This window comes from Paenibacillus sp. VT-400 (assembly GCF_001029205.1).
GTDB classification, from domain to species: Bacteria; Bacillota; Bacilli; order Paenibacillales; family Paenibacillaceae; genus Paenibacillus; species Paenibacillus amylolyticus.
Map to the genome: position 1 here is coordinate 3,777,772 of NZ_LELF01000067.1, position 15,382 is coordinate 3,793,153.

A 15,382-nucleotide genomic window follows, 5' to 3' on the forward strand; every position below is an offset into this window, starting at 1 on the left:
GGGTTCACCCCTCTAGTCTACTCGATTCTGTAATGGTGCTATTTGTAGTGCTTCGACCACGTCCTCCAGCTTCATGCCTCTTGAGGCTTTGAACAAGACAACGTCTCTGGGATGTAGTTTCTCCAGTAGATAACGGGTCATTTCTTCTTTATCTATAAAAGCATGCACAGCCTCTGTAGGCATATGCTTGCTTGCTCCTTCAGCAATCTTGGCTGATAGCGGACCATATACCAGCACCATGTCCATTTTGGCCGATGTGATATACTCTCCGATTCCGTAATGCAGATCCTGCTCTTGGGGACCGAGTTCAAGCATATCACCAAGCACAGCCACTTTCATGCGGTATCCTTTCAGACCTTCTAGTACATCGATTGCGGCCTTCATGGAGGTTGGACTTGCATTGTATGCATCATTCAGCAGGGTTAGACCACTAACGCCTTGCGTAACCTCAATACGCATGCCTGTCAGTTTCAAGCGAGACAATCCCGCGGCAATCTGCTCCGTCGTCACTTTAAAATGACGGGCTACTGCCAAAGCAGCCAGACAGTTAACGACATTATGCGTTCCTAGCAGAGGTAGCGTAAAAGCATGTTCTCCAGACTGTTTGGTAGTGAAAACTACCCCGTTCTGCGCATTCATAAGTCCGGTAGGATAGTCATCATTATCAGTTTGCAGACCAAATGTAAACCGCTGCAATCCATCGGGTTGTTTCGTTGCGGGTTCTTCAAGGACTTGTGCAATTAAAGGCTCGTCTCCGTTGTAGATCAGTAACCCGCCAGGCTTCAATCCCGCGGCAATCTCGGCTTTGGCTCTGGCAATCTCCAGTCTGGACCCCAGCTGAAGCAGATGTGATTCACCAATATTGGTAATGACCGCTACATCAGGCTGCGCAATAACCGACAAATCGTTAATTTCCCCGCGCCCACTCATACCCATCTCCAAAATGATAATCTCGGTATCCGGGTCCATGCTTAGTACAGTCAGCGGTAAACCAATGTGATTATTGAAGTTGCCTTGCGTCTTATGCACTTTGAACGTCGTTGAGAGAATGGCATCCACGATGTCCTTTGTTGTTGTCTTGCCGTTGCTGCCTGTAATGCCGACTACAGCCGCTTTATTCTCCGTTAGATAAGCAGATGCGAGTGCTTGCAGTGCGACAAGTGTGTCGTCAACAACAATGACAGCTCCTTGTGGCGGAATACCATGATCCTTTTGCCAGATCGCGCCTGCAGCCCCCTTCTCCAGACAGGCTTGCACAAATTCGTGTCCGTCAAACCTTTCACCCACTAGCGGGATAAATAAACTGCCTTCCAGAGGTTTACGCGAATCGGTAAACACCCCTTCGACCATTACATTGCCATGAGCAGCAACGTCACTTAATGTTCCTCCACACATCTCGGCCAATTGTGCCAATGTTCTTTTTATCAATTGGATTTGCCCCTTATCGCTTCTTTGGCTATGATTCGGTCATCAAAATCGGTTTTGGTTGTGCCGATAATCTGATAGGTCTCGTGACCCTTACCCGCAATCAATACTACATCGGCTGGGCTTGCCATTTCAATAGCTTCATGAATGGCCTGGCGTCGATCCACAATCATCGTATAACGTTCAGCAGGAACGGATTCTTCAATCAGGCCCTGTTCAATGTCTTTGAGAATGAGATCCGGATCTTCTGTCCGTGGATTATCGGAAGTAACCAGTACAAAATCACTATAATTCGCAGCAATTTTCCCCATGAGAGGGCGTTTTGTACGGTCCCTGTCACCACCACAGCCAAACACGCAGATTACACGCCCTTCGGCAAATTCTTTCACCGTACGCAACACATTCTCCAGTCCATCCGGTGTATGGGCATAATCGACAATAACAGCAAATGGCTGTCCTTCGTCCACTCCTTCAACACGTCCATCCACGCCCGGAACCGTCTCCAGACTGCGCTTGATCTCTTCCAGCGGAATACCTTCCACCAGCGCTGCAGATATTGCTGCCATTGCATTGTACACATTGAATTTGCCTACCATGCGCAAGCGAATATCTGTGCTACCTGCAAATGTATCCACATGGAAAGAAGTTCCCTGAGACGTGATTGAGATTTGGGATGCGCGTACATCCGCCTTTTCACCCATGCCATATGTAATCACTTCAGCCGCAGTCACAGAGATGAAATAAGCCGCAGCCGGATCATCTGCATTGATGACAGCATATTTACGCTGTGTAACATCTTCCGTATAACCGTTACCCAGACGTGCAAAGAACAATCCTTTGGCCCCGCGATATTCCTCCATGGAATGGTGGTAGTCCAGATGATCTTGCGTCAGGTTAGTGAATACCGCAGTACGGAAATTTGTTCCCTTTACTCGCCCTTGTTCCAATGCGTGAGAAGAAACTTCCATAACACAGCAGTCCGTACCCTTCTGAACCATATCATGCAGACTACGCTGCAGATCAAGCGCCTCTGGTGTTGTTCCTGACATCGGGTAGGTGCGACCGTCATACCGCATTTGAATAGTACCGATCAATCCCGTCTTGCGTCCGTAATCACTCATGATTTTTTCAATCAAATAGGTGGTCGTTGTTTTTCCGTTCGTTCCCGTTACACCAATCATATTCATTTTCTGGCTTGGCGAGTCAAAAAAGAAATCTGCCAGAACAGCCATCGCAAATCGGCTGTCCTTCACCAGCAATTGTGGTACAGGCAGATCCAGCTGCCGTTCAACCACCAATGCAACTGCACCGGCATTTACAGCTTTTTCTGCATAATCATGACCATCTACCGTATGTCCCGGAAGACAGATAAACAGATCACCCGGTTTTACCTGCCGGGAATCTGTCTGAAGGTTTTGGCATTCTGTATTTGATTCGCCCACGAGGCGGGCGGTGGTCAGCATCGATGCAAATTGTTTTAAAAGCACATGAATAACCTCACTTTTCCAATTATACTTCTGTTTTAACATATGTCTGTATTTATTAATATCGTCAATACAACCCAATAATGAAACGCACTTGGATGAATTTTGTTGCGCTAGAAGCCTCAAACTACCCCTAAGCCCCGTTATTCATCCTTTGTGTGATCATGTGCATCGTTCAGTACATTCCCCATATAAATGCGGATGGTTGATCCCTGATCTACCCTCGCCCCTGGTTTGGGTGCCTGATTAATCACGTATTTACCACTGCCAGACTTCGCCAGCATAAAATTCATGTTCAGGTCTTCGTACAGATCTTCAACAGTAGCTCCTGTCAGGTCTGGGACTGTCACGATTTTGGTTTCACCATACTTGTATTCTTTGGCGACCTGATCCTTCCGAACAGGAACATTCATGTAATGCAGCGCATCTTCAAGGATGTTCTGTACAATCGGGGCGGCAACTACACCTCCGAACTGTATTCCTTTGGGATTATCCACTGCGGTATAGACTACAATCTGTGGATCATCTGCCGGTGCAAATCCGATAAAGGATACGATATGCTCGGTTGAGGAATAACGTCCGTTGATGACCTTCTGGGCTGTACCTGTTTTACCACCGACCCGGTACCCATCAATGAATGCCGGACGCCCGGTACCTTTTGCAACAACACTCTCGAGTGCTTCACGTACTTGTTTGGATGTATTCTCCGAGATCACCTGACGAACCAGTTCCGGCTTGGCTTCTTCCATGACTTCTCCTGTGACCGGATGGACCCACGCTTTCGTAACATAAGGCTTGTAAAGTTTCCCCCCATTGATGGCCGCTGACACAGCTGCTACTTGCTGAATGGGCGTTACGGATACACCTTGACCAAAAGCCGTCGTTGCAAGCTCGACAGGTCCCACTCTGGACAGTTTGAACAGAATTCCACTGGCTTCTCCGCTAAGGTCGATCCCTGTCTTGGTACCGAAACCAAAGTCTTTAATATAGGAGAACAACGATTCTTTGCCCAGCCTCTGCCCCAAAGCCACAAAGCCCGGGTTACATGAGTTCTCCACCACTTGCAAAAAGGTCTGACTTCCGTGGCCGCCCTTTTTCCAGCAACGCAGACGGGCTCCACCCACCTCAACATATCCGGGATCAAAAAATTGATCCTGTTGCAGATTGACCTTTTTCTCTTCAAGCGCTGCTGCCAAGGTAATAATCTTAAATGTGGAGCCCGGCTCGTAGGTCATCCAGATCGGTAAATTGCGATTGTATATCTCCGCGGGATATTGCTGATAATCGGCAGGTTCGTATCCCGGTCTGCTGGACATCCCCAAAATTTCACCCGTTTTCGGATTCATCGCTATGGCCAATGCTGAGTTCGCCTGGAACTTCACCATGGCCTGATCCAGTTCTCTCTCCATGATGGACTGAATGGATTTATCAATGGTCAGCTTGAGGTTAAGGCCGTCCTTCGGTTCCACATACTTCTCGGATGAGCCCGGCATTAGCCTTCCGGCCGCATCGGACAAGTAGGACACACTGCCATTCAAACCATTCAGCTTATCATCATATTTCTTCTCGACACCCGTTAAGCCCTGATTATCAATGCCCGTAAAACCAAGAATATGGGCAGCCAAATCATCATAAGGATAAAAACGTTTATTGTCCTCAGCAACAACGATACCCGGAAGCTTCAAATCACGGATGCGCTGAGCTTTCTCCATCGTAATTTTGCGGCCGCCGGGTTGTAGTCGTACAATGAGTTCTCGTTTCTTGATGGTTGCGAGCAATTTTTCTTCCGTCATCCCAAGCAATGGGGCCAGCGCTTTAGCCGTCGTTTCAGCTTCTTTAACCTGAGCCGGAATGGCCATAATGGTTGGTGTTGTCACATTATAGGCCAGAGAGGTTCCATTTCGATCCAGGATCTCCCCTCGCTTGGCTGAGTAAGGAATATTACGCCGCCAGGATTCTTCTGCTTTTGCTGACAATTCAGGGCCTTCCCCGAGCTGTACATAAGCAAGCCTGATCATCAGGGCCGAAAATAACAAAACTAAAATCATTAAACTCCATAGCAACCTGCGCCGCAGATTTACGCTTGATCCCTTCACGAAAAGATCCCCCCACTCGTCCCAAAATCATGACATTCGTTCCATTCATGAATATTCAGGACAACCGGGGGTTAGAACAAGCTGTCAGAGCTCTCTAAGGAAGCGAAGCTCCGTTTGTGGCTGGATCGTCAGAGGATTCGGATTCATTGGCAGGAGCCTTGTTGTTATCTGTTTCGTCTGTTCCGTCGGTTTTAGCTTCTCCGGCCGAAGCATCTTGTTCCTTCACTTCAGCTTCTGACGACGGATCAGAAGAGATTGGAGCCTCATCGGCTATACCTGTCACTGCAGCTTTGGCAGTTTGCAAGTTCAACTGCACAGTTCTCTGCTCACCTGCGACCTGCTCGGTTTGCTTCACGACATAACCCTCACCCTTGACCGTAACCCCCACCTTCATGAGAGAAAGTACTTCAAGGGCATCACGGAGAGATTCACCTGTTAGATCGGGAATCTTCATCTTGCTGCTTTCTTCCGTTAGCAGATAGATTCGTTGGCCTGGATTCATAGAAGCGCCAGCAACTGGATACTGCCGAATTACATTATCACCTTGACCAAGAGTCACATAAGCAATACCTGCGCTTAGAAGATGGCTTCTGGCCTGTTTGGCTGTCTTGCCACTTAAGTCAGGCGCCTTGGCTTGCACGACAGAGACTTCTTTTGACTTTTTGTCAGGAGTTTTGGCTGTATCTTTGGGTATTCCCATGTATTGAAGAGTCTGGCTGACAATCTTTTTGAACACCGGCGCAGCTGCGGTTCCTCCCCCAATGTTGGTTCCATCCGGTTGGTCAATGACAACAAGTATAGCAATCTTCGGATTATTCACGGGCGCGAATCCAATAAACGATACAACGTCTTTCGACTTGCTGTATGCTCCGTTAACAACCTTTCTTGCTGTACCTGTCTTACCAGCTACACGGTAACCTTCAATATAGGCGTTACGACCGGTACCAATCGTCTGATCTGCAACCACTTGTTCCAGATAACCGCTCACCAGTTTGGAAGATTCCTTGGAAATCACCTGACGGACAACTTTAGGTTTGATGACTTCCGTTGTTCCATCATTCGGGTTCTTGATCTCCTTCACCAGATGTGGCTCCAGCAATTTGCCGCCGTTGGCAATCGCAGAGATGGCTGCGACCTGTTGAATTGGTGTTACCTGTACAAGACCGTGACCGTAAGCAGCAGTAGCAATCTCGGATTTGTAAACCAGTGGCTTGATCGGGGACGCTGCTTCATTTGGCAGATCAATACCCGTCTTTTTGCCGAAACCGAATTCGTCTATGTAATGACGCAGACGTTCGCCGCCAAGCATGTTGTAACCCAAGTTAACAAAAGCAATATTACTTGACCGTTTGACACCTTCGAGATACGAGATCCAACCATAGGAATGACCATTATCACTTATCGGGAAACCACCGATATACATGCGTTTGGATTCAAAACTTGCATTGGGATCAAAGAGTTTTTCTTCAACAGCCCCTGCTAGCGTAACTATTTTGAATGTACTACCTGGCTCATAGATGGATTGCGTAGCATGGTTAATAAAATTCTTTTGATCAGGTGTACTCCCATACGTATTCGGGTTAAAGGTTGGCCAGTTCGCCATCCCTAGAATCTCCATCGTGTTTGGGTCTGCGGCAATGACCGTCATGCTCAGTGGATTATACTTGGCAACGGCTTCTTTCATTGCATCCTCAATGTAGAACTGGATCGTATCATCGATGGTCAGCGTAAGGTTCTTACCGTTCTGAGGTGGCAGATAGTTATCCTGTGAATCCGGAAGTTTAATGCCTTTGGCATCCTTCTGATAATTCAGATATCCGTCTGTACCTGTCAGCGCTTCATCATATGAGACTTCAAGTCCATTGACAGCTTTCCCATCACGGCTCATATATCCCAAGAGGTGAGAAGCAAGGGTTTCTTCAGGGTAAAAACGCTTCGACTCCTGAGCCATCACAATTGCATTACGCGCCTTATATTCATCTTGCAGTTCTTCACGCAACTCGTTGACTTGTGCCGCAAGTTCAGGACTTATTTTATAACCTTCACTGCGTACTTCACGTTGTTGAAAAAAATCACCATCTTTATTCTTCGCTGTGACTAGAGTACGCATCTCACTCTCATTTTTCCCTAGGAGGGCAGAGAGCTTCTCCGTAACAACATCCTGTATGCCGAGTTCATCGATCAAGAGGGGATTAACGGAAACCGTATACGCTGGAGCGTCAGTAGCCAAAATGTTTCCATTTCGATCCGTAATCGTTCCACGTGCAGCCTTAATCGTCTGCTCCCGCTCTATCAGAATAGCCGCCCGTTCCTGCCATTTACCGCCATTCACAACTTGAATGAAAAAGATTCGGGTTACGAGTACAAGAAAAAAGAGGGTAATACATCCCCCTATAAGCAACGTGCGCATCTTTATTCTTTTTATCATCGGAACACCTCTTTACTTACTGCTTGCTGTATTCGAGGACGACTCAGTGCCAGTTGATTTCGTACTTGTTGAGCGAGGTACATAAATGACATCCTTACCGGAAGCTTCAACGTAACCAAGTTGTTTTGCATTTTCGATGACCTGGTTGTTCAATGATTCTTTTTCCACCTGCAGGTCTGCAATCGTCTTTTCATACCCCTTAATATCCGAAATAGTGGACTGCGCCTGCTTGTTCAGATCATAGATATGAGCATAACGAGACATCAAGGCTCCTCCAACAAGGATAACTGCAACCAGGGTAATCAGATACAAAATCTTCTCGCGTGCCGGAAGACCCGTACGACGGGTCACCACTTTGGTGGTTTCTTTGTATCGTTGCTGGGTCACACGTTCCTGGGACGCTTTTTCTTTTACAGCGAGATTACCACGTGTATATGCCATACTCCGATTCTCTCCTCCACTCTTGATCTACAATTTCTCGGCTACGCGCAGCTTGGCTGAACGAGCACGTGAATTTTCGGTCAATTCCGTTTCCGTTGGAATCAACGGTTTTCTGTTAACTAAACGCAGGGTCCCCTTGCCGCCGCATACACACAACGGAAAATCGGGTGGACATGTACATTTTTCCAGATAACTGCTGAAAATCTGTTTACATATCCGATCCTCAAGGGAGTGGAAGGTAATAACAGATACACGTCCTCCTGGTGCCAGACAACGAACAGCCTGATGCAAGCCTTCTTCAAACGCACCCAACTCATCGTTGACGGCAATGCGTAATGCCTGGAAGCTGCGTTTGGCAGGATGTCCGCCAGTACGTCGAGCTGCCGCCGGGATGCCTTCCTTGATCAGTTCCACGAGTTCACCTGTCGTCTCAATGGTAGACTGCGCTCGTTTTCCGACGATAACACGGGCAATTCTTCTCGAAAACTTCTCTTCACCATAGCGATACAAAATTCGAGCAATCTCTTCTTCTGGCCACTCATTCACAATCTCTTTGGCCGTCAGCATTGCATCCTGGTCCATTCGCATATCGAGCGGAGCATCGTGATTGTAACTGAATCCACGTTCTCCTTCATCAAATTGCGGAGATGACACACCCAAGTCGTACAAAATACCGTCGACCTGTGGTGCACCATCCTTCATTGGCACATCCAAATCCTTGAGTACCTGTTCCAGATCTCGAAAATTGGTTTTCACCAATGTTACACGTTCTCCATAAGCTGCGAGCTTCTCGCGAGCATTATCCAAAGCCCAATCATCCTGATCAAGTGCGATCAGACGTCCCCCTGGACCGAGCTTGGAAGCAATCACGGAGCTATGTCCGCCACCGCCTAAAGTGCAGTCCACGTATATACCGTCCTGCTTGATGTTTAATCCCTCTGTTGCCTCTTCTTTGAGTACGGTTATGTGGTGAAACAACCTGCACCCCTCCTGACTTTATAAATCAAAATTAAAATCGACCAGCTTTTCGGCAATGTCGTTGAATGCTTCTTCGGATTGATTGAAATAACTCTCCCATATGCCTTTGCTCCAAATCTCCACCCGGTTCGACACGCCAAGAACAACACAATCCTTGTCCAGCTTGGCATACTCTCTTAAATTGCCCGGCAGATTTACCCTGCCCTGTTTGTCCAGTTCACATTCGGTTGCACCCGAGAAAAAAAACCGGGTAAACGCACGTGCATCAGATTTCATCAATGGCAGTGCTTTGAGCTTCTGTTCCATGACCCCCCACTCCTCCATGGGGTACACGAAAAGACACTGGTCCAAACCCCGTGTGACAACGAAAGACGGTCCCAGAGATTCGCGGAATTTAGCCGGAATGATAACCCGACCCTTATCATCAATGCTATGTTGGAACTCCCCCATAAACATTGGCCCACTCACTCCTCACCCGTTTCTCCCACTTTGCCCCACTTTCCACCACCTAAGCATAATAGATTCGCACAAAAAAATCAAAACCCTTCTTGCATGACTTGATTTTTTAATTTTTCAGCATAAAAAAAACGTCCTTGATCCTGTAACTCAGGATCAAAGACGCTTCCCTTAAACGGGCAATCGTATGTCTACCCGCACATGAGCCATATCATCAATAAACCATTCTATACCTATTGAATCATTTCATCAGCTTGTAATTATTGGATAGTGCTTAAAATTTCCAGCTATCCAGGTATTTCTCTTGCTCAGCTGACAAGGAGTCGATGCCAATATTCAGGCTTTCAAGTTTATAGCTGGCAACCTGTTGGTCAATATCATAAGGTACATTAACAACGTTTTTACCCAAGTTTTCATAATTCTCACTTACATAACGCAGACCAAGCGCCTGCAGAGCAAACGTTGTATCCATGATTTCGGCAGGGTGACCATCTGCTGCACCCAGGTTCACAAGACGACCTTCTGCAAGAAGGTACATTTTACGACCGTCTTTGAAACGATATTCCTCAATGTTGCGACGAACTGTGCGAATCGATTCGGAACGTTTAGCCAGTTCAGGTTTATTCACTTCAACATCAAAGTGACCCGCATTACTCAGGATCGCTCCATCCTTCATCACATCGTAATGCTCCCCTGTGATAACATCTTTATTGCCTGTAACTGCAATAAAGAAATCGCCCAATTTGGCGGCTTCCACCATCGTCATGACCCGGAACCCGTCCATGTGTGCTTCTACCGCTTTGATTGGATCGATCTCGGTTACGATCACATTCGCACCAAGACCTTTGGCGCGCATCGCTACACCTTTACCACACCAGCCATAACCTGCTACCACTACGTTTTTACCAGCGATAACCAAGTTAGTTGTACGAATAATCCCGTCGAATGCAGATTGTCCAGTACCGTAGCGATTGTCAAACAGATACTTGCAGTATGCGTCATTAACCGCAACCATCGGAAACTTCAATTGGCCTTCTTTCGCCAATGCTTTCAAACGGATAATACCCGTTGTCGTTTCTTCTGCTCCTCCGCGAATTGTTGCTGCGAGGTCAGGGCGCTCGGATGCAATAATGGTTGCAAAGTCTCCACCATCATCAATAATGAGATCAGGCTTCACCTCAAGCGCACGCAGTTGCAGTGATTTGAATTCCGCAGGCTCCGGATTGTACTTCGCATAAACCGTAACGCCGTCTTCCACCAATGCTGCGCAAACATCATCTTGTGTAGACAATGGATTGCTATGCGTAATGGTTACTTCTGCACCACCCGCTTGGATCACTTTTGCCAAGTAAGCTGTTTTCGCTTCCAGATGAAGACAAATGGCAACCTTCAAACCTTTGAAGGGCAGATCCTGTTCGAACTGGCGACGAATGCGGTTCAGTACCGGCATATGCGCTTCTACCCAATCAATTTTCAGGTGACCCTCTGAAGCGAGTCCCATATCTTTAACAATACTGTTTTGCAATGCAGGTGTAGTCATTTCACGTCCTCCTCGTTTATGTGTTTCTTCTATTATAAAGGGCTCTATAGTGTAATAACCTTGTGCTCACCAAGGAATTCACTTGAGGCCTTAATCAGTTCATCGATCCACTCGGTGCCATAACGATTCAGGTAAAAGAGTGCATTATGTACTCGTTCCTGTGGTTTGCCCGTTGGGAATAAGGAGTTCTGAATGCCGTTCCAGTGCCTTAGACTCACATTGTGTTTATCTTCGATAGCTTTGTGAGTCTGCTGTTTCAGATACTGCATTTGCTCGTTGATTTTACTCAAATTGGTATCGCCAATTCGTTCCAGCCCCGGATGAATCTCCGCGATCTCATCTAGCAACGGTCCATACAGATCAAGAAACGCCTCCTGAACCTTGTCAAACTGTTCATCTACCTGGAACGTCTCCTGCTGTGCGAGCCACTGCTCCTTCTTTTCTTCCATATGATATTGAACATCCTGAAAAGAAAGTCCATATTGTTTCATATGTTTGTGATGAATATCTTCCATAATGGTGAAAGATAACCGCGGCAACAAAATGGGCATTTGCAGGCCGAACTGACGGAATGCTTCCCGAGTCAAACCCCAATATGCAATTTCACCTTGCCCCAAAATAACAGCGGCTACAGGCAACACGGAATCTTGCATTAATGGTCGTGTCAATACGTTGTTACTGAAGCGCTCCGGATGTTCTCCCAGTTCCTGAAGCAGACGTTCCTCTGTGAAAGAAACCAAACCTTTGCGATCACTATATAAACCGTCCTTCAACAACAAGAGTAGACGCGTCCCTTCATGAATGTAGAACAGATTGGCTCCATCCTCCGCTACTTCGGCAGGCATAGCATAACCAGCTTGTTGTACCAGCGAAGCACCTTGTGTGTATGCGCTGCGCAGCACTTCATTTTTTCGTATCAACCGCTCAAACACGGGCTGTTCCAACCTGCGTAAATCTGGATCCGATGCATCCATTAGAACAAGTCCACTACTGGCAAACAAGGCAGATATCATGCGGGCAAATGCATCACTCAGATTTGAACTGGATTGATGGATCTCTGTGATGCATTTCATCAGTCCTGGTTTATGTATCGTATCAGGTAAAAGATGTTCCACCTGTTCGAGTACATTCATCCACTGCTGCGTATCCACATGAACATTACTCACAGAATCCCTTCCTGCGAATCGTCCTTGTAACTTAACCTTCTTCATGTCTCCCTGACGATCAGGTAGATATGTGTGGTTAACCTCATCCCAGTCATGGTCTTCACCGGCAATCCAAAATACTGGGACTACCGGGCGTTGAAGTCTTTCTTCCGCTTCACGCGCAGCTGCCACTACGCTGGCGGCTTTGTATATGACGAACAGTGGTCCGGTGAGCAGACCGCTCTGCTGTCCTCCTGTAACCACTAGTGCATCTTGTTCTGCAAGACGTGTGATGGACGCATGAACCTCTCCATGGTCGTTCACCCGCTTATTATATATACGTAAATACTCTGCCAGATCACGACGATCAATACGTGTGTTTTCCGATTGGTCCAGCCACTCGGCACGCGCCTGAAGTCCTGATTCCCAGCGAATGTCATACTCGTAAAGGCCACGCGCAGCATCTCTTGAACAGATATAATCTTCTGCAAGTCTTGATCCGCTGCGGAGTGCCTCGGTAATACCGTTCATGAGGTCTGCCTCCTATTCTGCTTCAAAGAGCCTTTCTTGATTGTACCGAATTCAGGGCCGCTTCGTCAAAAGAAAGTAATTAAAATACGAAAAAAACCGCCGAACGAGTCGGCGGCATTTAATACATCAATAATAGCATATCGCTTTAATATTCCTATTATACGTAAGGTTCTGCAACCCAGTGACCTTTGGAAACCTCAATCAATTGAGAATTTTCCAGGTTGTACGGATCATTTGCAGGACCGCCAGATCCGTTCTGAATCGGGCTCATATGCTCTTCTGGCAGCAAGATGCGACGTTTGTTCGCTTCCACTTCCGGATCAGGTACAGGGATCGCGGAAAGCAATGTTTTGGTGTAAGGGTGGACAGGGTTCGCATATAGTTCTTCACTTTCTGCGAGCTCAACCACTTTACCCATGTACATTACAGCTACACGGTCACTGATATGTTTAACCATTGACAAGTCATGCGCAATAAACAGGTATGTCAAGCCGAGACGTTGCTGAAGTTCTTCAAGCAATTTAACGACCTGCGCCTGAATGGATACATCCAGTGCAGACAATGGCTCATCACAGATGATGAATTTAGGGTCTACAGCAAGCGCACGCGCAATCCCGATCCGTTGTCTTTGACCACCGGAGAATTCATGTGGATAACGAAGTGCATGACTTGGATTCAAACCTACCAGATCAAGCAGTTCCTCCACTCGTCTCTTGCGCTCTTTAGAGCTGGAAGCCAGACCATGAATATCGAGTGACTCCCCGATAATATCCATAACATTGAAACGCGGGTTAAGAGATGCATATGGATCTTGGAAGATCATCTGCATATCTTTACGCATTTCTTTCATTTTGCGCGGGGACAACTTGTAGATATCCGTTCCGTTGAAGTTAACATTTCCGCCAGTTGGCTCATAAAGACGCAGAATGGTACGACCTGTTGTGGATTTACCACAGCCAGACTCGCCTACAACGCCAAGTGTTTCACCTTCAAAGATATCAAAGCTTACGTCATTGACCGCTTTGAGAATGTTACCTTTACCCAAATTAAAGTACTGTTTCAAGTTTTTCACTTGTACCAGAGGCTTATTGCTGCCTTTGATAATACCAGCCGGAGCTGGTTTTTCCTTTTTGGGCTCGTCCAGACGTGGCAAGGCATTCAGCAATTTAATGGTGTATGGATGTTGAGGATTACTAAAGATTTCTGCAGTTGTTCCTGTTTCAACAACTTCGCCTTCCTTCATAACAACAACACGGTCACACATACCCGCTACGACACCAAGGTCATGCGTAATCAGCATGATCGATGTTCCCAGCTTTTGCTGCATATCTTTCATGACATCCAGAATTTGAGCCTGAATTGTAACGTCAAGTGCAGTTGTCGGCTCATCCGCAATCAGAAGGGATGGACGACATGCAAGCGCGATCGCAATCATGGCACGCTGACGCATACCACCAGAGAATTGGTGAGGATAATGATTCATGCGAATAGCCGCATTTTTAATACCTACAAGTTCCAGCATCTCCAAAGCCGCTTTATTCGCCGCTTGTTTGGACATGTTTTGATGCTTGCGCAATACTTCAGTAATTTGTTTACCAATTTTAATGGTAGGATTCAATGAAGTCATTGGATCTTGGAAGATCATACCGATATCTTTACCACGAATCGCTTCCATTTGTTTGTCTGTCTTATTCAGCAGGTCTTGCCCGTGAAAAGTAATTTCTCCGCTTTTGACCTTCGAAGGCGGGGAGGGAATCAATTTCATGATGGTTTGGGCGGTAACACTCTTACCACTACCCGATTCACCTACGATCCCCAGCGTCTCTCCTTTGCCAAGTTCAAAACTCACATGTTTAACGGCATCAAATTCACCAGAACGTGTTGAGAACGACACACTCAGGTCTTTGACAGTTAAAATCGGCTCCATAATCCCACCTCCTGTTTCTATTTACGTAATTTCGGATCGAGTGCGTCACGCAGACCGTCTCCGAGCAAGTTAAATGCAAGCATTGTAAGAACCATCAGACCTGCTGGGAACCACATCCGCCACGGGAATAGCGTCCAGCCTGTAAGTGCATCATTGATCATAGAACCAAGTGAAGATCTTGGTGCTGATACACCCAATCCAAGGAAGCTAAGGAACGCTTCAGCAAAGATTGCATTTGGAATGGACAACGTCAATGTTACAAGAATCGGTCCTATTGCATTGGGCAACAAATGACGGAACAATTGACGCCCTGTGCTTGCTCCCATGGACCTTGCAGCAAGAATAAAGTCTCTGTTTTTGAGTTGCATAATTTCACCACGCACAATCCATGACATGCTGATCCAGCCTGTGATGGTGAGGGCAATGATAATCGTTGTCAGACTTGGTTCCAGTACAACCAGCAACAAAATTACAACAAGCATGTACGGCAAGGAGTAGAGAATTTCGGAAAACTTGTTCATAATTCCATCTACACGTCCACCGTAGAAACCCATGATCGCTCCATAAATAACCCCGATAACAAGGTCAATCAAGGCTGCGGCCAAACCTACAGTAAGGGATACACGTGCTCCTACCCAAGTTCTTACCCACACGTCGCGACCAAGCTCGTCCGTGCCGAACCAGTGCTCCGCACTCGGTGCTGCATTGGCATTCAACAAATCATTGGAATAATAATTATAACTTGTAAACAAAGAAGTTGGACCAATCAAAGAGAAAATCACGACAAGAACTAACACGCTCAGACTGATCATTGCAGCCTTATTGGTTGCAAGTCTGTACATGGCATCTTTAAAAAGGGATACACTTTCTTGCGGTTTAACCGCTGCCTGACTAGTCAGGTTCGTGTTCGCCGTTTCATTCTTTTTATTAT

Annotated in this window: 11 protein-coding genes; all 11 read right to left on the reverse strand. The window is 46.7% G+C overall.

Annotated features, from left to right (window positions below; genetic code table 11):
* Positions 1–12: 12 nt before the first annotated feature.
* Positions 13–1,425, reverse strand: coding sequence for a UDP-N-acetylmuramoyl-tripeptide--D-alanyl-D-alanine ligase (locus EL84_RS27320; protein WP_047844438.1), 1,413 nt, complete (start codon positions 1,423–1,425; stop codon positions 13–15).
* The gene (locus EL84_RS27325; RefSeq protein ID WP_036614878.1) at positions 1,425–2,912 is read right to left on the reverse strand and encodes a UDP-N-acetylmuramoyl-L-alanyl-D-glutamate--2,6-diaminopimelate ligase; all 1,488 of its coding nucleotides are present in this window, start codon (positions 2,910–2,912) and stop codon (positions 1,425–1,427) included. The genes EL84_RS27320 and EL84_RS27325 overlap by 1 nt, the downstream gene beginning before the upstream one ends.
* A 140-nt stretch (positions 2,913–3,052) precedes the next feature.
* The gene (locus EL84_RS27330; protein WP_047843752.1) at positions 3,053–5,005 is read right to left on the reverse strand and encodes a stage V sporulation protein D; all 1,953 of its coding nucleotides are present in this window, start codon (positions 5,003–5,005) and stop codon (positions 3,053–3,055) included.
* 94 nt (positions 5,006–5,099) lie between these two features.
* Positions 5,100–7,433 carry a penicillin-binding transpeptidase domain-containing protein gene (locus EL84_RS27335; protein ID WP_047843753.1) on the reverse strand — a complete coding sequence of 778 codons (2,334 nt, stop codon included), beginning with the start codon at positions 7,431–7,433 and terminating at the stop codon, positions 5,100–5,102.
* 12 nt (positions 7,434–7,445) lie between these two features.
* On the reverse strand, positions 7,446–7,874 hold the full coding sequence (locus EL84_RS27340; protein ID WP_047843754.1) for a hypothetical protein: 429 nt from the start codon (positions 7,872–7,874) through the stop codon (positions 7,446–7,448).
* Positions 7,875–7,901: 27 nt separating this feature from the next.
* Positions 7,902–8,852, reverse strand: coding sequence for a 16S rRNA (cytosine(1402)-N(4))-methyltransferase RsmH (gene rsmH / locus EL84_RS27345; RefSeq protein ID WP_036614882.1), 951 nt, complete (start codon positions 8,850–8,852; stop codon positions 7,902–7,904).
* A gap of 18 nt (positions 8,853–8,870) precedes the next feature.
* Entirely contained in the window at positions 8,871–9,308 is a 438-nt protein-coding gene (gene mraZ / locus EL84_RS27350) for a division/cell wall cluster transcriptional repressor MraZ (RefSeq protein WP_017687291.1), read from the reverse strand.
* A 274-nt stretch (positions 9,309–9,582) separates the two neighbouring features.
* Positions 9,583–10,848, reverse strand: a complete 1,266-nt coding sequence (locus EL84_RS27355) for an adenosylhomocysteinase (protein ID WP_047843755.1) — start codon at positions 10,846–10,848, stop codon at positions 9,583–9,585.
* A 44-nt stretch (positions 10,849–10,892) separates the two neighbouring features.
* On the reverse strand, positions 10,893–12,524 hold the full coding sequence (bshC, locus tag EL84_RS27360) for a bacillithiol biosynthesis cysteine-adding enzyme BshC (protein WP_047843756.1): 1,632 nt from the start codon (positions 12,522–12,524) through the stop codon (positions 10,893–10,895).
* A 157-nt stretch (positions 12,525–12,681) separates the two neighbouring features.
* Positions 12,682–14,451 carry an ABC transporter ATP-binding protein gene (locus EL84_RS32865; protein WP_036614890.1) on the reverse strand — a complete coding sequence of 590 codons (1,770 nt, stop codon included), beginning with the start codon at positions 14,449–14,451 and terminating at the stop codon, positions 12,682–12,684.
* A gap of 17 nt (positions 14,452–14,468) precedes the next feature.
* Positions 14,469–15,350 carry an ABC transporter permease gene (locus EL84_RS27370; RefSeq protein WP_370511422.1) on the reverse strand — a complete coding sequence of 294 codons (882 nt, stop codon included), beginning with the start codon at positions 15,348–15,350 and terminating at the stop codon, positions 14,469–14,471.
* Between the last annotated feature and the right edge of the window lie 32 nt (positions 15,351–15,382).

Coding starts and splice junctions, on each gene's coding strand:
- EL84_RS27340 (WP_047843754.1), bottom strand. CDS start 7,874: ATGGCATATACACGTGGTAATCTCGCTGTAAAAGAAAAAGCGTCCCAG.
- EL84_RS32865 (WP_036614890.1), bottom strand. CDS start 14,451: ATGGAGCCGATTTTAACTGTCAAAGACCTGAGTGTGTCGTTCTCAACA.
- EL84_RS27335 (WP_047843753.1), bottom strand. CDS start 7,433: ATGATAAAAAGAATAAAGATGCGCACGTTGCTTATAGGGGGATGTATT.
- mraZ (WP_017687291.1), bottom strand. CDS start 9,308: ATGTTTATGGGGGAGTTCCAACATAGCATTGATGATAAGGGTCGGGTT.
- EL84_RS27355 (WP_047843755.1), bottom strand. CDS start 10,848: ATGACTACACCTGCATTGCAAAACAGTATTGTTAAAGATATGGGACTC.
- bshC (WP_047843756.1), bottom strand. CDS start 12,524: ATGAACGGTATTACCGAGGCACTCCGCAGCGGATCAAGACTTGCAGAA.